Annotated in this window: 21 protein-coding genes and 1 pseudogene; 14 read left to right on the top strand and 8 right to left on the bottom strand. The window is 65.5% G+C overall.

From position 1 onward, the window contains the following. Window positions 1–103: 103 nt before the first annotated feature. On the top strand, window positions 104–1,138 hold the full coding sequence (locus ACQCSZ_RS13095; RefSeq protein ID WP_427004209.1) for an Lrp/AsnC family transcriptional regulator: 1,035 nt from the start codon (window positions 104–106) through the stop codon (window positions 1,136–1,138). Window positions 1,139–1,224: 86 nt separating this feature from the next. On the opposite strand, the gene ACQCSZ_RS13090 is transcribed toward ACQCSZ_RS13095, so the two are convergent. Beyond that, window positions 1,225–2,130 carry a LysR family transcriptional regulator gene (locus ACQCSZ_RS13090; RefSeq protein ID WP_427004208.1) on the bottom strand — a complete coding sequence of 302 codons (906 nt, stop codon included), beginning with the start codon at window positions 2,128–2,130 and terminating at the stop codon, window positions 1,225–1,227. A gap of 132 nt (window positions 2,131–2,262) precedes the next feature. Between ACQCSZ_RS13090 and tdh the strand changes: the two genes are divergently transcribed. Both tdh and ACQCSZ_RS13080 read left to right on the top strand, forming a co-directional pair. Next, complete coding sequence (tdh, locus tag ACQCSZ_RS13085; protein ID WP_427004207.1) at window positions 2,263–3,309, top strand: L-threonine 3-dehydrogenase; 1,047 nt, start codon at window positions 2,263–2,265, stop codon at window positions 3,307–3,309. 50 nt (window positions 3,310–3,359) lie between these two features. Further along, on the top strand, window positions 3,360–4,571 hold the full coding sequence (locus ACQCSZ_RS13080) for a glycine C-acetyltransferase (RefSeq protein WP_427004206.1): 1,212 nt from the start codon (window positions 3,360–3,362) through the stop codon (window positions 4,569–4,571). On the opposite strand, the gene ACQCSZ_RS13075 is transcribed toward ACQCSZ_RS13080, so the two are convergent. Then, complete coding sequence (locus tag ACQCSZ_RS13075; protein WP_427004205.1) at window positions 4,568–4,834, bottom strand: hypothetical protein; 267 nt, start codon at window positions 4,832–4,834, stop codon at window positions 4,568–4,570. The two genes, ACQCSZ_RS13080 and ACQCSZ_RS13075, sit on opposite strands and share 4 nt — an antisense overlap. Window positions 4,835–4,906: 72 nt before the next feature. After that, complete coding sequence (locus ACQCSZ_RS13070; protein ID WP_427004204.1) at window positions 4,907–5,689, bottom strand: DUF4386 domain-containing protein; 783 nt, start codon at window positions 5,687–5,689, stop codon at window positions 4,907–4,909. Window positions 5,690–5,817: 128 nt separating this feature from the next. Here ACQCSZ_RS13070 and ACQCSZ_RS13065 point away from each other — a divergent pair, with 128 nt between their 5' ends. Further along, entirely contained in the window at window positions 5,818–6,492 is a 675-nt protein-coding gene (locus ACQCSZ_RS13065) for a TetR/AcrR family transcriptional regulator (RefSeq protein WP_427004203.1), read from the top strand. A gap of 5 nt (window positions 6,493–6,497) precedes the next feature. On the opposite strand, the gene ACQCSZ_RS13060 is transcribed toward ACQCSZ_RS13065, so the two are convergent. The 3 genes from ACQCSZ_RS13060 to ACQCSZ_RS13050 form a co-directional block, all read right to left on the bottom strand. Next, window positions 6,498–6,677, bottom strand: a complete 180-nt coding sequence (locus tag ACQCSZ_RS13060) for a hypothetical protein (protein WP_427004202.1) — start codon at window positions 6,675–6,677, stop codon at window positions 6,498–6,500. Window positions 6,678–6,803: 126 nt separating this feature from the next. Continuing rightward, the gene (locus ACQCSZ_RS13055) at window positions 6,804–7,244 is read right to left on the bottom strand and encodes a VOC family protein (protein WP_427004201.1); all 441 of its coding nucleotides are present in this window, start codon (window positions 7,242–7,244) and stop codon (window positions 6,804–6,806) included. Between the two features lie 415 nt (window positions 7,245–7,659). Next, window positions 7,660–8,811 (bottom strand): ATP-binding protein, encoded by a 1,152-nt coding sequence (locus ACQCSZ_RS13050; RefSeq protein WP_427004200.1) that lies wholly within the window; start codon window positions 8,809–8,811, stop codon window positions 7,660–7,662. A 345-nt stretch (window positions 8,812–9,156) separates the two neighbouring features. Between ACQCSZ_RS13050 and ACQCSZ_RS13045 the strand changes: the two genes are divergently transcribed. Continuing rightward, window positions 9,157–9,489 carry a hypothetical protein gene (locus tag ACQCSZ_RS13045; RefSeq protein ID WP_427004199.1) on the top strand — a complete coding sequence of 111 codons (333 nt, stop codon included), beginning with the start codon at window positions 9,157–9,159 and terminating at the stop codon, window positions 9,487–9,489. A 94-nt stretch (window positions 9,490–9,583) separates the two neighbouring features. On the opposite strand, the pseudogene ACQCSZ_RS13040 reads toward ACQCSZ_RS13045, so the two are convergent. After that, a pseudogene (locus ACQCSZ_RS13040) lies at window positions 9,584–9,925 on the bottom strand (recombinase family protein); the annotation flags it as partial. Window positions 9,926–10,307: 382 nt separating this feature from the next. Then, on the bottom strand, window positions 10,308–10,904 hold the full coding sequence (locus ACQCSZ_RS13035) for a CGNR zinc finger domain-containing protein (protein WP_427004198.1): 597 nt from the start codon (window positions 10,902–10,904) through the stop codon (window positions 10,308–10,310). Between the two features lie 80 nt (window positions 10,905–10,984). Here ACQCSZ_RS13035 and ACQCSZ_RS13030 point away from each other — a divergent pair, with 80 nt between their 5' ends. The 9 genes from ACQCSZ_RS13030 (at window position 10,985) to ACQCSZ_RS12990 (ending at window position 20,627) form a co-directional block, all read left to right on the top strand. Then, window positions 10,985–12,079 carry an LLM class flavin-dependent oxidoreductase gene (locus ACQCSZ_RS13030; protein WP_427004197.1) on the top strand — a complete coding sequence of 365 codons (1,095 nt, stop codon included), beginning with the start codon at window positions 10,985–10,987 and terminating at the stop codon, window positions 12,077–12,079. A 51-nt stretch (window positions 12,080–12,130) separates the two neighbouring features. After that, window positions 12,131–12,760, top strand: coding sequence for a cysteine hydrolase family protein (locus tag ACQCSZ_RS13025; protein WP_427004196.1), 630 nt, complete (start codon window positions 12,131–12,133; stop codon window positions 12,758–12,760). Window positions 12,761–13,078: 318 nt separating this feature from the next. Further along, window positions 13,079–14,686, top strand: a complete 1,608-nt coding sequence (locus tag ACQCSZ_RS13020) for a hypothetical protein (protein ID WP_427004195.1) — start codon at window positions 13,079–13,081, stop codon at window positions 14,684–14,686. A gap of 215 nt (window positions 14,687–14,901) precedes the next feature. Continuing rightward, entirely contained in the window at window positions 14,902–15,258 is a 357-nt protein-coding gene (locus tag ACQCSZ_RS13015; RefSeq protein ID WP_427004194.1) for a DMT family transporter, read from the top strand. After that, window positions 15,258–15,575, top strand: a complete 318-nt coding sequence (locus tag ACQCSZ_RS13010; protein WP_427004193.1) for a DMT family transporter — start codon at window positions 15,258–15,260, stop codon at window positions 15,573–15,575. Before ACQCSZ_RS13015 ends, ACQCSZ_RS13010 begins: the two co-directional genes overlap by 1 nt. A gap of 188 nt (window positions 15,576–15,763) precedes the next feature. Next, on the top strand, window positions 15,764–16,537 hold the full coding sequence (locus ACQCSZ_RS13005; RefSeq protein WP_427004192.1) for a hypothetical protein: 774 nt from the start codon (window positions 15,764–15,766) through the stop codon (window positions 16,535–16,537). A 572-nt stretch (window positions 16,538–17,109) separates the two neighbouring features. Then, entirely contained in the window at window positions 17,110–18,282 is a 1,173-nt protein-coding gene (locus ACQCSZ_RS13000) for an NAD(P)/FAD-dependent oxidoreductase (protein ID WP_427004191.1), read from the top strand. An 11-nt stretch (window positions 18,283–18,293) separates the two neighbouring features. Continuing rightward, window positions 18,294–19,523, top strand: coding sequence for an imidazolonepropionase (locus ACQCSZ_RS12995; protein WP_427004190.1), 1,230 nt, complete (start codon window positions 18,294–18,296; stop codon window positions 19,521–19,523). Window positions 19,524–19,607: 84 nt separating this feature from the next. Beyond that, window positions 19,608–20,627 (top strand): LLM class flavin-dependent oxidoreductase, encoded by a 1,020-nt coding sequence (locus tag ACQCSZ_RS12990; RefSeq protein WP_427004189.1) that lies wholly within the window; start codon window positions 19,608–19,610, stop codon window positions 20,625–20,627. Window positions 20,628–20,672 lie beyond the last annotated feature (45 nt).

Below are 20,672 nucleotides of genomic sequence, written 5' to 3'. Positions count from 1 at the left end.
CTATTGTGGAGTGACTTGATTCACAGGGGCGGAAATGGCTGGAAAAAATCAAAAGTATGATGGTTCTTGCAGGATTCACGCATTGGATTGGGGGTGTTGCCAGATGGAACTCAGCGAGGACGATCTTGACCTGATTAATGCGCTGCAGATCGCACCGCGGATCAGCTGGTCCGACGCCGCGGGCATCCTCGGCGTCCACGCCACCACCCTGGCCGCACGCTGGGAGCGGCTGCGGGCCTCCGGCGCAGCCTGGACCACGGCGCACCTGATGGGCGATCCCAAGCAGATGTGCCTGGCGCTGGTGGACGTCGACTGCGAGATGCGGCTGCGGGACGAGGTCACCGCAGCGCTTGCCGCCATCCCGGAAGTGGTCACGGTGGAGGAGGCCGCCAGCAACCGTGACCTCATGCTGACCGTCATCACGCCCACCCTCGCCCGGTTCAGTGAAATAGTGGTGCCGCGCTTCAAGGAGATCCCCGGCCTCCTGAAGTACCGCACGTCCCTGTGCACCCGGCTGCACTCCGGCGGCTATGCGTGGCGGCTCAACGTCCTGGACAAGGCGCAGCAGAGCGCCTTCAAAGCCCTGGCCGGGCCCGAGGCGTCCGGCTCGGCACCTCCCTCCACCCCGGGCGCCCCGCTCCCGCAGAGCCATCTGGACCTGGTTCCCTTCCTGGCGCAGGACGGGAGGGCCACAGCTGCGGACATCGCCCGCGGGCTGAACCGCAACCCGGCCACCGTCCAGCGGCAGCTGAACCGGGTGCTGTCCAGCCAGATGCTCTCCTTCCGCTGCGAAATCGCGCAGAAATACTCGGGCTATCCGGTCACGTGCCAGTGGTTCGCCAACGTGCCGCCCGGCCAGCACGAGGCCGCAGCGGCCGAGCTGCGCAGCTTCCGCAACATCAGGCTCAGCGCCTCCACCACGGGACGCACCAACTTTGTCATCCTCATGTGGCTGCATTCCCTGGCCGATGTGATGAACGCCGAACTCGCACTCCAGCAGCGGATCCCGGGCATCGAGCTCGTGGAGAGCGTCGTGGTGCTCAGCGCCGCCAAGCGCGTCGGCTGGATGCTGAACCCGGACACGACGGCGAGCGGCGCCGTCGTCGTCCCCGCTGCCGAGCTGACGCCGACGGCGTGACGGGCCCCCGCCCAAGTAGCTCGCAGTTGTTGTCGTTTTGAGCCCTCAAAACGACAACAACTGCGAGCTACTTGGGTCAGGAGGGGTCAGGAGACAAGATCGGTCATGATGGCCTGCAGCGCGTCGCAGACCATCATGACCGACTTGCGTTTCAGGTTTTCCGGCCGGGCCAGGAGGTCGATCCGCCGCCGGGTGCTGATGCCCTCCAGCGGCCGCAGCACGATCCCCGGGTCCAGCACCGGCCGGGCCGTATGCCGCGGGAGCAGGCCGATCACGCTCCCGGTCGCCACGAGCGCCGCGACCGTGGAGTAGTCGTTGATCCGGTGGACAATATTCAGTTCCCGGCTGGAGACGGCCGCGACGGCGGCGAGCACGTCCGCGGGGGAGTAGCCGGTGCGGCTGCTCACCCAGGGTTCGCCGACGACGTCGTCCGCCGTCACCGCGCGCTGGCCCGCCAGCCGGTGCCCGGCCGGCAGCGCCACATCCAGCGGCTCGTGCGCGAGCGGGATCACCGCGACGCGTTCCTCCGGCCAGCCCGGGCTGTGGTCCATCCGGTGCGCCAGCACCAGGTCGTAGCGGGCCGTCAGGGCCGGGAAGTCCTGCTGCGCCACGTCCTCGTCCGAGAGCAGGATCCGCGGCTGCCCGGGGGCGGCCAGCAGCCGGGCGAGCGGCGCGAACAGCGCCTGCCCCACGCTGTGGAAACCGCAGAGCGTCACCGGCGCCACCGGGGAACCGTGGTACGCGCCGATCGCCAGCTTGGCGTCCGCCATGGCACTGACGACGGCGGCCCCGGCGTCCGCGAGCACCTGCCCGGCCCCGGTGAGGACCAGGTTGCGGCCCTCCTTGCGCGTCAGCGGGACCTCCACGGACTTCTGCAGGGCGGCCAGCTGCTGGGAGACCGCCGACGGCGTGACGCGCAGGGTCTCGGCGACGGCTTTCACGCTGCCCAGCGCCCCGAGTTCCCGGAGCATTTCCAGCTGGTGGATTTCCATGCCCCCATTCTATGCGGAAGCAAAAGCTACACCGTCGATTGAGAAAAATCCTGTTGTGCTAATGCTTTTGAGCCGGTCTAATGAGGTGGGTTGAACCACCCACGTCTTTCACAAGAACAGATAGGAAGGCCCATGAAGGCTCTCTACAAGTCCGGCGCCCACGCGGGATTTGAGCTGGTCGACCGCCCGGAGCCGCAGGCCGGCCCGGCGGACGTCAAGATCCGCGTACTGACCACCGGGATCTGCGGCACCGACCTGCACATCCAGTCCTGGGACGCCTGGGCGCAGGGCATCATCAACGCCCCGCTGATCGCCGGCCACGAGTTCTACGGCGAGGTCGTGGAGATCGGCGAGGACGTCCGGGACGCCAAGGTCGGGGACCGCGTCTCCGGCGAAGGCCACATCGTGTGCGGCATCTGCCGGAACTGCCGCGCGGGCCGCCGGCAGATGTGCATCAACACCGTCAGCGTCGGCGTCCAGCGCGACGGCGCCTTCGCCGAGTACGTCGTGATCCCCGAGACCAACGTCTGGGTGCACCAGGACCCGTCTGTGACGCCTGAGCTCGGCGCCATCTTCGACCCCTTCGGCAACGCCGTGCACACCGCCCTGAGCTTCCCCCTCGTCGGCGAGGACGTGCTGATCACCGGCGCCGGGCCGATCGGGCTGATGGCCATCGCCGTCGCCCGCCACGCCGGCGCCCGCAAGATCGCCATCACCGACGTCTCCGCGCCGCGGCTGGAGCTGGCCCGGAAGCTCGGCGTCGACCTCGCAATCGATGTCTCCCGGATGCGCGTCCGGGAAGCCCAGCGCGAACTGGGCATGCGCGAGGGCTTCGACATCGGCCTGGAAATGTCCGGGCACCCGACGGCGCTGCCTGAGATGATCGAGAACATGAACCACGGCGGCCGGATCGCGATGCTGGGGCTGCCCAGCCAGTCCATCGACATCGACTGGGGCAAGGTGGTCACGCATATGCTGACCCTGAAGGGCATCTACGGCCGCGAAATGTTCGAGACCTGGTACGCCATGAGCGCCATGCTGTCCTCCAACCCGGTGCTGCACGCCAACATCTCCGCCGTCGTCACGGACACGCTGCCCGCCACGGACTGGGAGAAGGGCTTCGAGATCGCCCGCGCCGGCGTGGGCGGCAAGGTGGTCCTGGACTGGACCGGATTCTAGGCCCGCACCGTTTCGGAACACACTTTCCAACCAGCCGAGGAGCACAACAAATGTATTCAGCCATCAAGGACCAGTTGCAGCACGAGCTGGACGGGATCCGCAGCGCCGGCCTGTTCAAGACCGAGCGGCCCATCGATTCGCCCCAGGCCAGCCACATCAGGGCAGGGCAGATCGGCGGGTCCAGCACGGACGTCCTGAACTTCTGCGCCAACAACTACCTGGGCCTCGCGGACCACCCGGAGATCATCGCCGCCGCCAAGGCCGCGATGGACGAGCGCGGCTTCGGCATGGCCAGCGTGCGGTTTATCTGCGGCACCCAGGACCTGCACCTGGCCCTGGAAGCCCGCGTCTCGAAGTTCCTCGGCACCGAGGACACCATCCTGTTCTCCAGCTGCTTCGACGCCAACGGGGGCGTGTTCGAGTCCCTCTTCGGCCCGGAGGACGCCGTCATCTCCGATGCGCTCAACCACGCCTCCATCATCGACGGCATCCGGCTCTGCAAGGCCCAGCGCTTCCGCTACGCCAACCAGGACATGGCGGACCTGGAATCGAAGCTGATCCAGGCCACCACCCAGGAGAACCCCGCGCGCCGCAAGATCATCGTCACCGACGGCGTCTTCTCGATGGACGGCTTCCTCGCGCCGCTCGAAGCGATCTGCGACCTCGCCGAAAAGTATGACGCCCTGGTCATGGTGGACGACTCCCACGCCGTGGGCTTCATGGGCGCCACGGGCGCGGGGACCCCGGAACACGCCGGCGTCTCGGACCGGGTGGACATCTACACCGGCACCTTCGGCAAGGCCCTCGGCGGAGCCTCCGGCGGGTACGCCTCGGGCCGGCGCGAGGTCGTGGCCATGCTGCGGCAGAAGGCGCGCCCGTACCTGTTCTCCAACTCGCTGGCCCCGGCGATCGTGGCGGCCACGCTGAAGGCCCTGGATCTCGTCGAGAACTCCGGCGAGCTGCGCGGCAGGCTCTTCGCCAACGCCGAGCTCTTCCGCAACCGCATGACGGAGGAGGGCTTCGAGCTGCTCCCCGGCGAACACGCCATTGTCCCGGTCATGTTCGGCGACGCTGTCCTGGCGGCCAGGGTGGCGGACGCGATGCTGCACGAGGGCGTCTTCGTGACCGCGTTCAGCTACCCAGTGGTGCCCAAGGGTGCCGCGCGGATCCGCGTCCAGCTCTCCGCCGCCCACAGCGCGGCGGACGTGGAAACCTGCGTCCAGGCCTTCGTCCGCAGCCGCGCGGCGGTGGCCGCTGACTAGGGGCAAGGGTCCGTACCATCAACGGACGTGTCAAAATCGACCGATATCGCTACAACCCGGCCGGCTCGTTCAAAGGTGTGAATCGCAACGGTAAATGGCCGGGCGAAGAGGTCCTCGCCGCTGCGTGCGGTGGATTCCGCCCCTGAGACGACCGTTGCATGGTTGCGGATCAGCAGTTCGCCGCTTTTCGGGACGGGGGCGGGGAGTTCTTCGATGTGTATGACCGATGGTTCGCCGTAGGTGCGGCTGGTGATTGCCTGCATGCTGTTCTCCTGGGTTTTGGGGTGTGACGGTCGATTCCCGGCTGAAGTTGCGGGAGTGACTCGGGCTCTTGATCAACTCGAGACGGGGACCGGCGCTGCTTCCACGGCAGGCGTCCGATCTGTGGGGCGCGGAGAGCGTACGCCCACGATGAGCAGGTACAGGACCATCCAGATCTCTGCGATGGCGGGCACGATGCCCAGGTAGACGTGGATCTGCTCAGCGAGTCCGGGGAGCAGGAACGCCACGACGACGTCAACCAGGTAGCTGGCCGTGGCGAGTATCAGGATGATGCCGAGTGCCTTGGGAAACAGCCGTGACTTGTACGCGAGATACCCCAACGGCGCCAGCCAGAGGCCGAAAAAGACCTGGGCGGCAAGAACGGTGAAGTGCTTGATTTCCAGTAGGAGCAGCACGAGCGCGCTGGACCCTAAGGGCCCGAAAGCGGTCTCGTAGGAACTGTCCGCCGCGACCTGCATCGCCACGAACGTGAAGACGGCGCTGATGGAGATGATGCCGGCGGCGAGTATCACTGCCACCACCATGAGGCGGGCCGCGTGCTTGCCAACGTGCTTGAGCAACAGGTAGAGCGTCACCGCGGTGAGCAGGAAGAAGACGGCATCCGTGAGGTGGGCGATAACGGCAAAGCGCATGAGCCCCTCGTTGGCCACTACGTTCGCGGATGTGGCGGCCGCGTCACCGGCGACATACAGGGAGGGATCGACGAAACCCTCGGAGAAGCCTCCTGTAATACCCACGACGAGGTAGAAGATACCCGCGATCCTTGCCAGGCGCTTGGGTGAGGCCGGCGCCATCCCGGGGGGCTGCTCGGCGAATATTCCGTTCGGAGACTTCATGACGTTCCTTTCGAATGAAATACGTGGACGTCGCCACGTCTTGCGTACAATGTATATGCTGGAGCGTACAAAGTACACAGGCCGGGGTTAAAGGTATTTTTGACTGTCGACAGAACAGAGGAGTGCCAATGTCCACAACGGCGATGAAGCGTGAAGATCCGCGCCCAGCCCTAAGCCGGCAGCGCGTAGTGCATGCGGCGATTCAGCATGCAGACTCAGCCGGGCTGGACGCGCTGACCATGCGCCAGGTTGCCGGAATGCTGCAGGTCGGTCCCATGTCCCTGTACCGCCACGTCGCAAACAGGGACGACCTTATCGATGCGATGATCGATGTTCTGTTCAGCGAGATTGCTCTTCCCTTAGGCGGTGCGCACTGGAAGTCAGCTATGCGGGACCGGGCACTGTCGCTCCGCGATGTCCTCGCGCGCCACCGCTGGGCCATCGGCCTGATGGAGTCCCGGAGACGTCCCGGGCCGGCGAACCTGCGCCATCATGATGCGGTCATCGGCAAGCTACGCTCGGCCGGTTTCGACATCGCGATGGTGGCCCACGCCTATTCACTCCTCGACGGGTACATCTACGGATACGCCTTGACGAAGATGAACATCCCGTTCGAGACCACAGGCGAAATGGCGGCGATGGCCCAGGACATGTTCGAGCCGTTCCCCGCCAACGACTATCCGAACCTGGCAGAGTTCGTCACGGACCACGTCATGAAGCCCGGCTACGACTACGGAGAGGAATTCGAGTACGGACTCGACCTGATCCTGAACGGACTGGAAGAGGCCCTCGCCGCCCAGTGACCGGGTCATGCACTCTCGCGGACGTCGCGACTGGAGGCGCACTGCACGACGATGGCGGGCTGCAAATGCCGGCGGCGGCCGTTGAAGGTTCGGGTCGCGTGGGCGTAGCCGGGAGAGTCTTTCACCAGCGACTCACCGTCGAGGCGGGGGCGGAGTTCGCGCAGTGCGTGCGCTGTGCCGACCACGTTCTTGCTGTTGGTGCTCGAGGCTTCGGCTCGTTGAGGTTGAGCGCGGGGCAGATCATGACGGCAGTTCACAACTGGGTACGACGACGTCGCCTTTGCAGGCTCCATTCCCGCGGCGGGCTCGCGTCAGCCGATCTGTTCGGCCAGGGCGACGATGATGCCCGCGGGGCCGCGGAGGTAGCAGAGCCGGAAGATGGTCTCGTACTGTGCCACCTCGCCGAGGAGTTCGGCGCCGTGGGCGCGCAGGCGGGCGATGGTGTCATCGATGTCGTCGACGGCGAACATGACGCGATGCAGACCCAGCGTGTTGGGCGGCAGGTTCTCCGGCTCGGCGCCGGACGCCGCGGGGGTGTGGTACTTGGTCAGCTCCAACTTGCTGTGGCCGTCCGGGGTCCGCATCATCGCGATGTCGCTCCGGACGCCGTCGAGTCCGACGGTGCGGTCCGCCCAGAGGCCTTCGATCGGCCCCCTGCCTTCCAGCTCCATGCCGAGCTCGGTGAAGAACGCGACAGCGGCGTCCAGGTCGTCGACGACGATGCCGACGTTGTCAATCCGCTGAACTGCCATGTCTCCGACCATATAGCACGCCGCGGTCGTCTGTCGCTGCTATCTGGCGGCTCGGGGTCCCGGCGGGGGGATCGGCTGACGGGGACGAGTCAGGTCCGTATGGTCGGTGCCGCCGGCGCTGTTGAGGACCGCCGGATGCACGTCCGCTTGCCGCGGTGTCCTCACCCAAGTCACCGGCTGGCAGTAGTGGAATTCGCCGGCTCAGGTGTCGCACTACACCCGCCGGGAAACCGCCCGCTCGGGGTTCCGCAAACGGAACGGCAAAACCGCCATTTCAAGCTGCGATTTACCGCCAAACGAAGTAGCAGTCACAAGCACCCGCGGAATTCCAGGGCGCCCAACCGCTCAAAACTCGTTGCTTAAATCAAACCTGCCCAAACGGGTCAGGGAGGTGTGAGCGTAGGTCTACTTCCAGTCAGTCGTCGAGAGTGCGGATGAAGGCCGCGAATCCGGGAATCGTGAACTCCAACTCTCCGCGTTCCGCAGCTTGAATGAATCCTTTATCGATTAGTCGTGCTCGGGGCATCGAGAGGCTGGCAGTTGTGACGTTCATCTGGTGTGCGACGTCGGATCGCTTAACGGCGGCGTCGCCGAGTGCGGCCATTGCCGACATCAGCTCGCGCTCCTGTGGAGTGGCGTTCGCCCATCGCGCGCGGAATAGAGCCTCAAGGTCGACTTTCATGGCCTCGCCTCCGTGCCGAACGTGGTCGAGGGTGATCGTGGCGCCGGGATCCGGCCTGCCGGCGGCGGACCAGGAAGCGTCAGCAATGAGTTGAACCGAATATGGGTATCCACGGGCAATCTCCAGAGCTTCGTGCAGTGCATCGGGCTGCCAAGTCACACCGATTTTCCGTGCGGGTACGCTGATGGCGATCTCCTCGGCGTCGGGGGTGAGGATTTGCAGGGGTCGGTAGGCGATGCGCTCAGTGAAGGTGACCACGGAGGCGATTTTCCCGGGTGCGTCCGGCAGGCCGGCAGCAAACACCGCGGCCGGCACGTCGGCACCTTCGGCTTGGAGGTGCTGCCAGGCGTAGGCGAGGGTGCGCAGGCCGGCTGGGTCGGCTGCTTGGATCTCGTCGATGAGGAGGATCAGCCCGGTGTTCTCATCGGATCCGGCTGCTGTCCGGATGACATTTTCGAATTCACGGACCCCGACGGGTGCCGTCTCGACCGGCTGGCGGCGGATCGTCGCGTCCACCTTGGCGATTCCGGGGATCCCGACGCTAACGGTCAGGGCTTCGAGCATCTTGTGGAGTTTGGTGCGGGTTTCACCGCGCCAGGTCTGCGTGTCTTGGCGAATTGCTGAGGCAATCTGTGCGACGAGGCCGACGTCCTCACCCGCTGTCACCCACACGGCGAGCACACCGCGTTCCTTGGCTCGGATTTGGTACTGGCGTAACAAGGAGGTCTTGCCGAGCCCTCGCGGAGCGCGGTCAACTCGGATTCGACCGATGAAACGGTGCAGGTCAACCAGCAAGGAGAGGCGTTCATCGAACTCGGCGATTTGGGGCGCCCGGCCCGGTACTGTGTTGGCGACTTCGCCTGGCGTGTAGGGACTCGGCTGCATGTTCTCTCCACTTTATCGATTGTTATTTTTGGAATTTTTTATAACAAACGATAACAGCGGGTCGGTTCGCGTATAGCGTTCGGCATTCGGGATGCCCAGGGCGTTTATCCTGCGGTCGACGCGGGCTTGTCGAACCATCAGCCGGGGTGTTGTCATTGGGGCAGGCTATTTGGACCTGTGCTCGTCGGGGAGGGTTAACACTGTGCGGTCAACCCGAGTTAGTGCGGAAATGTGGCCGGCATTCCTGATGCGCCGAAAGCCTATGGGGTCTCGTCATTGAACTGGCTAGGCAGTCCTCCGAACTACTCGTGGCCAATAGCAGACGCCACGGATGGGTACGCCTACATGGCGAATGGCGGTAAGAACTATGGGGCGTGGAAGACCCTCATCTCAGTTGACGCCGGAACGGGCGAGAGGGTCATCAGCATCGACAGTCCCGCGGAGGCCGCCATCATCGTCGCCTCCGCGAAGGACTGGGAATCCAGCCAGGCTCTGCGTGAGGGCCGGCTCGAACTGCCGGTTTCCTACACCGTCACGGCCTGCACCGACCGTCCAACCCAGTTTCCGGGAATGACTCTCGTCCGAGGGCCAGCCTGCGTAGTCATCAGAGTCACGGATCCTGCTACGGGGAAGGCGTCCACCGTTTCTGTGCCTATGTACGGGGCGGCCTGCCTCTAATGAGCGCGGCTGCCCGCACAGGGTTCCCCATACGGGACACCGAAACCGCCATTCCCAACTGTGAATTAACCGCCATTCCCAACCAACAGTCACGGGCCATGATCGTGAACAGCATCGACCCCATGGGTGTTGCGGTGTCGACGTCGCCACCGCCGAGGTTCAAGACGCGCAGGCCCGCGCCTCGGTCGCGGAGTTCGTCGGCGAAGGCGAGCATGTTCTGGGTGGATCGTCCGAGCCGGTCCAGCGTCGTGATGACGAGGGTGTCGCCATCGATCAGCGCGTCGAGTGCCCGATCGAACTGGGGTCGTGAAGCTCGCGCCCCGGACACACCGTGATCCACGTTGAGGTCATCGCGTCGGACGCCGGCGGCCAGAAGATCCGCCTGCTGCCGGTCGGTGGACTGCTGCCGCGTCGAAACGCGTGCATAACCGATCAGTTTCGTCGTGGGCTGCTCCGATGTGTCTCGTAACTAACGGTGGATGCAGCGATTCAAACAGAAGGTTGTGAGACATAGTTACGAGAATCGCTGGCCGCGGACGAACTTGCAGGATTCCGCGAAAATTAGAGCAATACCGTCGCAGCAGTCGCTCGATCGGTGAGACGTCTCATATCTCAAGGGATATGAGACTAACTGGCACCGTCCTCGAAGTCCCTCCGGCAGGCCCTTTTATTTTTTATACCCCCCGGCCATTGGAGCCGGAACCAATCGTGGCGGCCTGCTACGAAGATGTGTGGGCCGGACTTCGCTCACAAAATTACTTTGAAGCGGTGCGTGCTTGTCCCATCGGGCCGAAGGTTGGCTTCGGCAGCACATGATTTCATGCGCTGTGTAGCGCGCGTTTGCGCGCGTAGGCCCGTGCGGCGCGGACTCGGTCGCCGCAGCGGGTTGAGCACCATTGCCGTCGCGCGTGGGTGCGGAGGAAGAATCGCTGGCACCCGTCCGCTTCGCAGGACGCGAGCACCGATGCTTGGTCGCCGGTTAGCAGCGAGGCAGCGTCGTCGGCGATGACGGCCATGACGTGCTCGACGACTTGTGTCACGGGGTGGTTGGCGCTGCGGGTAAACCCTGACTCCGGGTCGAACTGAAGCAGGAGCGCCCCGGGTGCACAAGTCAGCGCACGATTTAGAGCTTGCACGGCCGCTGTCGTGGGGACGTCCCCTGTGGTGTGCGCGGTGAATAGATCGCGCAGGTCTGCGCGCAGGTCTGCGAGCCTGCCCCGGCAGTGCTCGTGCAGCACAGTGTCCGGTGCGATGAGATCGTGTGCTCTCAGCCAAGCCGCGGCGTCGTCAGGACCGTCCAATTCGTCGTAGCGTTTGCCTCCGGGCAGTTCGCTTGCGCTGTTGACCAGTGCGAGGCTGGGATGCTCTTCGGCGCCTGGTACGGCTGCTAGCAGTGTTTCCGGCATGATTCTCATGGTATCAGTTTCATTTAAGCGTGAGGCAACTGCTACGCTTCAATCACGCCAAAAAACACGTTTTTCCATGAGGAGTTCTTGTGACGTTCGGTCAAGCAGCCGGCACGGCCCCATTCACACTGTCCGTGCTTTCCGCGGGCGGTACAGGAGTGGGGATGACCGCTGGGGAGGGGCTCGCGGCCACGATCTCGCTGGCGCGGACGGCGGACCAGCGCGGTTATCACCGGTTCTGGATGTCTGAGCATCATGCGATGGGAGCGACCTCGGTATCTTCACCTCCGTTGATGGTCGCCCGCCTCATCGCTGAGACGACGAGCATCCGCCTTGGCGCCGGAGGGGTAATGCTGCCCAACCACGCACCGTTGCTGATCGCCGAGCAGTTCGGGATGCTGGAGACTCTCGCCCCGGGCCGGATCGATCTTGGGCTGGGACGCGCCCCTGGCACTGATGGGGCGACTGCTGCGGCTCTGCGTCGGGGCGCGGATGCCAACGACGGATTCCCACAGCAGGTGCTCGAGTTGCTCGGGTTCCTGGGTGACGAGTTCCCTCCTGGACACCCCTACCGGGACGTCCACGCGGTTCCCGGCCCTTGGCAGGCAAGGGAAAACCGGGTGCCTGCGCCCTCGACCTTCTCGGAGGTGTGGGTGCTGGGTTCCTCTCCGTACTCAGCACAACTGGCCGGGCAGCTCGGCCGGCCGTATGCGTTCGCGTTGCAGTTCGGCGACGCTGACATCGACACGGCCATGCGTCTCTACCGTGAGAGCTTCCAGCCCTCCGACGTGCTTGCCGAGCCGCACACCCTCGTCAGCGTACCCGCCGCGATCAGCGACGACCCGGCTGAGGCAAAACGGCAGGCGGCAACGTCGGCGATGGCGATGCTGCGCATGTTCAAGAGCGAGGGCTACCTGCTCCTGCCCCCGGACGAGGTCGAGGCGTACGCTGCCACGCTTCAGGAGCGGCAGATCCTCGACGCCTACACCAGCCGCAGTTTCCATGGCACCGCCGCGACTGTCGCCGACCGTCTCGAAGCCCTGCACGAGCGCACCGGGGTCGATGAGGTGATGCTCGTCGTCGGCGGGCACTCGACAAACCTCGACCAGCACGGGATCACCCTGATCGCCGATCACTACGACCTCCCGCACCTGAACGCACCTCTACCGGCGACCGCGCAATAGAGCCATTTCAACACTCCGACGTTCACAACACACCCCTTGAAGGAGAACCCCATGACCGCCCCCCACCGAGCCCTGATCGTCATTGACGCCCAACAGGAATACTTCGACGGACTGCTTCCGATCCAGTACCCGGACCGTGACCAATCCATCACCAGCATCCAGACCGCGATCAAGGCCGCAGAGCAGACCGGAACGCCGGTCGTGCTCGTCCAGCACGAGCTTCCCGCAGAAGCCCCGGTGTTCGGGTCCGGGTCGGCGACCTGGCAAAACCACCCCGAAGTAGTTGCCCACGAGGACGCGGCAGCCAAGCGAGTTGGCAAGCAGTTCTCCAGCATCTTCGCTGACACCGATCTCGAAGTCTGGTTGCGTGAACAGGGCATCGACACGATCACGCTCGTTGGCTACATGACAAACAACTGCGTGATCGCCTCCGCCGCGGCCGCCGAGCCCCTTGGATTCACCGTCGAAGTTCTCGCAGACGCGACGGGAGCAATCGACCTCGCCAACGACGTCGGCACCGCGTCCGCACGCCAGGTCCACGAGACCCTCATGGCGCTGCTGCACTCGAACTGGGCCGCCGTCACCGACACCGCGACCTGGACCGAAGCACTGCGTACGAGCGCGGCGCTGACCAGGAGTGACCTCATCACCTCCGCCGCACGGGGCCGCAGTACCCGGTAGAAAGTACCGCGACGGTGGTCATCATGCACTCAGCATGCCCGGACTATGCATCTTGAGCTAGGACCGGCCGCACACCGATCGCTCAGTGGGCACTGAGCCCGCCGGCGTACCACCGTCGGCGGGCAGACGAATCAGGCGTGTGGGCATACCTCAACGATGCATTTTGAAAGGAAACGCATCACTTAAAGAACCTCCCTCCAGGGAGGCTTCGCCTCTGACCGCCGAGGTGGGTGGTTGGCTGTCGCTGATGACGGCCGGTCCGCTGCGGTGCATTCTGGTGGTGTATCGGAGGCTCGTAGAGGGGACGCGGTGATTGTGGTGGCTAATGTCAATGATCTCCTCGAAGGCCACGTGGCCCTGGATATTCAGTGCCTGGACCGGATCTATCTCAACGGCTACGTCCCGACCCTGCAGGTCAGCGGTCAGGTCGTTTCGTTCATGACCAGGCATCTGGGCTATCGGATCCCTTCCCCGGCAATCCTGGAAAAGATCGGTACGAGCTTTCGCCGATCGGTGAATTCCTTCTCCGAGATCAACCACGTCCCTCTGATCCGCTTCGGCAAGGAGGACCGGAAGATCGACGTCATGCGCCGGTACCTGGCCGCCCAAGCGAAGACCGGCCGGTCCGGGGTCGCAGCGATCGGAGTTGCCCAGGAATACCAGAATGTCTTCGCCTCCACCCAGCGCCAGGGCACCAATGGAATCCCGTGTTTTGGCTTCCATAAGGCAGACCGGCGGGTGACGTGCTTCTATTTCTATCTCTGGGATACCGACTTCGGCCCGGCGTTCGTCAAGGTCTGCGCGTACTTCCCGTATCCGGCCAAGGTCTGGATCAATGGCCACGAGTGGGCCAAGCGCCAGGCCGTGAAGGCCGGGATCGCCTTCACTGAACTCTCCAACGGATTCGCAGCCTGCGAGGATCCGCAGGCGCTGCAGGAGATCTGTGACCGGCTCGGCCCGGGCACCATCGAGGTTTTCTTCCAACGCTGGCTCGCCGTGCTCCCGTTGCCGCTGACCGATCACGACGCGGACGCCGGGTACTGGTGGGAGCTGTCCATGCGCCAGGTCGAGATCTCGAGGACCCTGGTCTTTGACGCTCCCCGCCGGGCCCGGGGCTTCTTTGAGGCACTCGTCGCGGACAACCTCGATATCGGCCGGCCCGACAGCGTCGAACTCATCTTCACCGGTCATGCGCCCCACAGCCGTCCCGGACGCCCGCCCGTCCCCGGACTCTGCAAGACCAAGATTGTCACCCGGGATACCGACGTCACCGTCAACGCGTTCTACAAGCACTCCCGCGTGAAGCAGTACCTCAAAGACGGCCGTGCACTGCGTATCGAAACCGTCGTGAACTCGCCCGATGACCTGCGTTGCCACCGCCGTCTGGAACATCTGCCCGAGCTGCAGACCAAAGCCCGTGACATCAACCGCAGGCTGCTCGATACTGAACGTGTCGGGCAGGGCTGTGTCCTTGCGAGCCCAGCCTTTGAGCGGGTCGCGCTCCCCACGCTTACCGCGGACGGGAAGAGGGCTCCGGCCTTGCGGTTCGGCGACCCCCGGGTCATGGCCCTGCTCGGCGCCTTATGTGTCAGCCTTACCGCCCTCGGATTCACCCATCGGAGCCTGCGTGCCCGGGTGAACCATCTGCTGGGCACCGGCTACAGCAGCAACCAAATGAGCTACGACCTCGCACGCCTTCGCCGCAATGGACTCATCGAACGCCGGCCTCACAGCAACACCTACACCCTGACCGCCGACGGCCAACGAGTCGCCCTGTTCTACACCAAGGTCCACAACCGGCTCCTGCGACCCCTCCTGGCAGCCGACAACGTCCCCGCGCCAACACCACTACGCCAAGCCCTGGCAACCATCGACCGCCACGTCAACAACTACATCGACGATGCCCGAATCCAAAAGGCTGCCTAAAACTCAAGACAAACATCAAAGTTCTGACCCCCAAGGAACGCTAGGCCAAAATCATCTTGAATAAGCATCTACGCAACCGATAGCTTCCTGCTGCAGCGTGAAGGACGGGATCATCGCCTGACTTTTGCAGACATACTCTTTCCCTCGTTCGTGGCTACGAGAGCCACTTCGTCCTCCAGATCACCCAGTAGCTCATCATGCAAGGAACCAACCCCATGACCAACACCACTAAGGCCTGGCTACTCCTAATTCCCGCCATCCTGGTCGAAGTGACGGCCTCACTCGCCCTCAAGGGCGCACTCGAGCACCCTGCCCTCTACGTCGTCGTTATCATCGGCTACCTCAGCGGATTCGTCTTGCTCGCCGAGATACTCCGCACGGGTATGGCCCTCGGGGTTGCCTACGGTATCTGGGGAGCCACCGGTGTCGCCCTCACTGCCGTTGGCTCCCTCCTGTTCTTCGGAGAACCGATCACCGCCCTCATGGGCATCGGAATCATCGTCATCATCGCCGGCGTCCTGTGTGTGGAGCTCGGAGCCCAGGCCGCCCACAAGAAGGCAGAGATTGCCTGATGTCCTATCTTCTCCTCACCGGCGCCATCCTGTTTGAGGTCTCCGGCACGATCAGCCTCCGCCTAGCCATCGACAACACACGCTGGTACGCAGCAGTTGCGGTCGGATACGTGGTGTCCTTTAGCATGCTCGGCCTCACCCTCGCTCATGGGATGCCCATTGGCATCGCCTACGGAATCTGGGCCGCAACAGGCGTCGCCCTTACCGCCGTCCTTTCCAAGTTCCTCTTCAAAGATCCCCTCACGTGCCTAACGAGCTTTGGCATCATCCTCATCATCGGCGGCGTCCTCCTCATCGAACTCGGCGCGACCCACTAGCCAGAACCACAGTCACCCCCTACGGGCAGTCACTGCTGCGCTTGGTACGCCCAGCGCTACAGGGATCGCCCGTAAGGGGGTTCCCATCTCAAGACGGTGTCTCGAAACCTCAGTGCCTCAAAACGCTAGGGATGCGAGACAACCGAATAACGACGGCGCGGTGGCCAGACCACCAGTACTATCGAAACATGCCCTATCAGCCCATCATTCCCGAAGGCCAGCACCTCGGGACTTCACACAAAGTTGATGGTGCCGTCACTGGCCACCTCTTCGAAGATGGCACGAACGAACTCAAAGGACACGCCGCCTGGCGGTGGGTCGACGAGCCGGAACAGGACTACTCGCCGAGCTACGAATACGAACCTTCGCGTGAACCGCCGCCAGAAGAGTCGCATGAACTGACGCCAGAACAGCGGGAGCTGGCTGAGAAAATCGCTGAAATGATCGTGGCAGGCACCGTTTGGGCCGTCGTAGCGGCGACGCCGCACGTCAAGCGCTGGTGGAACGAGAAGGCCGTTCCACCCGTGAAATCTGTGTGGAAGCGCGTTACCGCGCCGCGCAAGGCGAACAACCGGGCCGCGTCCGCCCCTTCTTCCCCTGTGAGCCCGGCCACCTTCGTAGCCTCTGCGACGGCAGTGGAGGTTGCGGTTGCGGAATCCAAGATCAGTATGAGGAGTGCTGAATGGGAGCAGCGTTTTCGGGCGATGCTTGCAGCTGGGGCCTTCAAAGAAGAGCAGCTGCGAATTCTCTCCAGCGCCCGAATCGAGGATGGCGACGCCCACTTGGAAACGCAGAGCACAATGGAGCAGTTGACGCCTCAGCAGTTTACCGATCGCATCAAGCTGATGCTTGAGGCCAATCCGTCGTTGCTTGACGAAGAGACCTCAGCTGAGTTGATGAGAGTCTTTAGCGCGCAGTCAAAGCCGTCTAATAACCCTGGTATGCCGGAAATAGTGCAGTGACGACGCGGCCGGTCGCTCATCCAACGAACTTGACGACCCGCAAGACGGACTGTGTCTCATAACCCGAGGGCCTCGTAACCCCATGCCATGCAAGACAACTCAAAGCCCGGTTGAGCGACACCCATCGATCACAGAACGCCGCCACCAAGCGTTGAAGTCCACATGAGAGTGCGCAGTTTCCTCCGCGGCCCCGGTGCTTGCCTTCCGCAGAGGATTCCGGAAGCCATTGCTGCCTGTCCTGCGTCTGCCCATACGCACGTCGTCGCTGACCGGGACGGTGAAAGTTGCGGAGCCGTGCCGGGTGACGACGATGCCGTGATTTCCACTGTGCCTCGCCTGTTCACACACGCCATGTCCACTGCGGCGTTCAGGTCCTTTTCCGGCGTGTCCGGGTCGTCAGCGGGACTTCCAGGACCAGTTCGGAATGCTTGTTAATCATGATGATCCTTTGTATCGACGTTATTCGATGATCTTTTGAGAACTGCTTCCGCCAGCGGCCGCGGCGTAGGAACCGCACCACAAACGGCGCCCCAAACGGCGCCGCCGGCGCCTGCGTCTGCAAGGATGGAATCATGTCAGCTACTTACGATGTCGTGATTGTCGGCGGCGGTATTGCCGGCCTGTCCCTCGCCTCGGCCCTGGCCGGACAATGCAGCGTCGCACTGGTGGAAGCCGAGCAGACGCTCGGGTACCACAGCTCCGGGCGCTCGGCCCGGCAGCTGATTCCCAGCTACGGGCCTCCCCTGGTGCAGGAGCTGACGCTGCGCACGCTCGAACTGATCGCCGCCCGGGACGGCACCCGGCCGGAACCGGTGCTCTCCCCGCGCAGCTTCATGCTGATCGGCGACGACGCCTCCGTCCGCGAGCGGGCCAGCGGCCACATGCACCCGATCACCCACGCCCGGGCCATGGAGCTGTGCCCGGTGCTGAATCCGGACGCCTTCAGCGCCGCCGGCCTGGACACCGGCTCCTATGCCTGCGACGCGCCCCAGCTGCTGGAGGACCACCGCGAGCGCGCCGAGGCCGGCGGCGTGGACATCATCACCGGCGCCGGGGTCCACTCGGCCCAGCGCCTCGGCTCCGGCTGGGAGCTCGGTGCCGGGCAGGAAGGCTTCCAGGCCGCCGTCGTGGTCAATGCGGCCGGCGCCTGGGCTGACCAGCTGGCCGTCCTCAGCGGCGTGGAGAAGCTCGGGCTCCAGCCGTACCGGCGGACGGCGGCCACCGCCGACGTCGACCGTCCCCTCCCGGCGGCCACCCCCATGGTGGCGGCCGCCGACGACAGTTTCTATTTCCGGCGCGACGGCGCACGGGTCCTGATCTCGCCCTCGGAGTCCGTGCCCAGCGGCCCCGAAGACGCCCAGCCGTACCCGGGCGACGTCGAGGCGCTGATCGCGCGGCTCAACACCCTGACCACGCTCGGGATCCGCGGCGTCCACAAGGCGTGGACGGGCCTGCGGACCCAAGCCGCCGACGGCCTGCCCGTCGTGGGGTTCGACGCCGAAGCCACCGGGTTCTTCTGGCTCGCCGGCCAGGGCGGCTACGGGTTCCAGACTTCCTCCGCCCTCGCCGAGCTCGCCGCCGGGATGATCCTCGCCGGGCAAGGCCGTGGGCAAGGCCGTGGGCAAGGCCGTGGGCAAGGCCGTGGGCAGGACACCGTGCCCCCGGCGGGAGCCGCCCGGGCTCCCGGTCCGGCATCCCGGACGGCGGAGGCGCTGGCCGCGACCCGGTGGTCCATCCGGCGCTGAAGAATGGACCCATGAGCACCCTGATCACCAACATCGCCGAACTGATGACCCAGGACGCGGACCGCCGCGTCCTCCATGACGCGGCGGTGGTGATCGAGGGCGAGCGGATTTCCTGGCTCGGGGCGGCGGCCGATGCGCCCGCCGCCGATGAGGCCGTGGACGCGGGCGGCCGGGCCCTCCTGCCGGGCTGGGTCGATTCGCACACCCACCTGATCTTCGCCGGGGACCGCACGGCCGAGTTCGAGGCCCGGATGGCGGGGGAGAGCTACAGCGCCGGCGGCATCGCCGTGACCACCGGCGCCACCCGCAGCACCGGGGATTTCGACCTCACCCGGCTCGCCATGGGCCGCGTGGCCGAGGCCGTCTCGCAGGGCACCACCTACCTGGAGACCAAGACCGGGTACGGCCTCGACGTCGAGAACGAGGCCCGCAGCGCCCGCATCGCCTCCACCGTGGTGGACGAGGTGACCTATCTGGGCGCGCACCTGGTGCCCGCCGGGATGGACGCCGAGGACTACACGTCGCTGGTGTGCGGGCCCATGCTCGCCGCCGTCCGACCCTACGTCCAATGGGCGGACGTCTTCTGCGAACGGGGCGCCTTCAACGAGGACCAGTCCCGCCGCGTGCTCCAGGCCTGCACGGACGCCGGGCTCGGGCTGCGCGTGCACGGCAACCAGCTCGGCGAGGGTCCCGGCGTGCAGCTCGCGGTCGAATTCGGCGCCGCGAGCGTGGACCACGTGAACTACCTCTCCGCCGCCGACATCGACGCCCTGGCGGGCAGCTGGTCCGGCTGGGACGAAGGCGGGAGCCCCGGCGGCCCCGCGGCCCCCGGCGGGCGGGGAACCGTCGCCACGTGCCTGCCGGCCTGTGACCTCTCCACCCGCCAGCCGCTGGCTCCCGGCCGGGCGCTGCTCGACGCCGGCGTGCAGCTGGCACTGGCGTCCAACTGCAACCCCGGCACCTCCTACACGAGCTCGATGGCATTCTGCGTCACCACCGCCGTGCTCCAGATGCGCCTCAGCGTCCACGAGGCCGTCCGCGCCGCGACGTACGGGGGCGCGCTGGCGCTGCGCCGGGAGTCCGGGAACGACGTCGACGGGGAACGCGCCGTGGGCTCGATCGCCGTCGGGCACCGCGCGGACCTGCACCTGCTCAACGCACCCTCCGCCACCCATCTGGCCTATCGGCCCGGCATCCCGCTGACCCACGCCGTCTGGCGGGCAGGGGCCCGCGCCCGCTGACCCCTTCCACCCGCCACGGCGGGACCGGCCCCGCCGCCGCCCCATTTCCGGAAGCACAGGTCCTTGTGAAAGGGTGTGAGTTTTATGAAACGGATCGGTTTTCTGTCCTTCGGCCACTGGCGCGACGTCCCTGGGTCGCACGTGCGTTCCGCCCGGGACTCCCTCCTGCAGGCGATCGAGCTGGCCGTGGCCGCGGAGGAGGTCGGCATCGACGGAGCGTACTTCCGCGTCCATCACTTCGCCGAGCAGCAGGCCTCGCCGTTCCCCCTGCTCGCCGCGATTGCCGCCCGCACCTCCCGGATCGAGATCGGCACCGCCGTCATTGACATGCGCTACGAGAACCCGCTCTACCTGGCGGAGGAGGCGGCCGCCGTCGACCTCATCAGCGGAGGCCGCCTGCAGCTGGGGGTCAGCCGCGGTTCCCCCGAGTCGGTGGTGGCCGGGTACGAGGCCTTCGGGCACCTCCCGGCCGAGGGCGAGTCCGACGCCGACATGGCACGCCGGCACACCGCGCGCTTCCGGAGCGCCATCGCCGGCGCAGGCATGGCCCACGCCAGCCCGCAGGGCGGCGGGCACCTCGGGCTGGTCCCGGTCCAGCCGCTGTCACCGACGCTCCCCGAGCGGATCTGGTGGGGTGCCGGAAACCGGGCCAGCGCCCGCTGGGCGGGGCGGCAGGGCATGAACCTCATGTCCTCGACCCTGCTGACGGAGGACACCGGGGTTCCCTTCGACCAGTTGCAGGCCGAGCAGATCGCCGGCTTCCGGGAGGCCTGGGCGGTCGCCGGCCACCGGCACACGCCCCGGGTGTCCGTATCGCGAAGCATCATTCCGCTGATCGACGACGAATCGCGGCGGTACTTCGGGCTGCGTGCACAGGCAGACGCCCGCGACCAGGTGGGCTACCTCGACGGCGGGCTGGCCCGCTTCGGGCGCAGCTACCTCGGTGAACCCGGCCGCCTGGTGGAGGAGCTTTCCCGGGACGCGGCCGTGGCCGCGGCGGACACGGTGCTGGTCACCGTCCCGAACCAGCTTGGCGTGGACTTCAACGTCCGGATGCTCGAGTCGATTTCCCGCGACCTCCGTCCCGCCCTGGGATGGGACTGACGCGGGAGTATCATGCGAGGGGCGGCGCCAACGGCGGTTGCCGCC

This window comes from Pseudarthrobacter sp. H2 (assembly GCF_050157045.1).
In the GTDB taxonomy this organism is placed as follows: domain Bacteria; phylum Actinomycetota; class Actinomycetes; order Actinomycetales; family Micrococcaceae; genus Arthrobacter.
The sequence above is the reverse complement of the archived record's forward strand: the minus strand, read 5'-3'. Positions and strand labels throughout refer to the sequence as shown.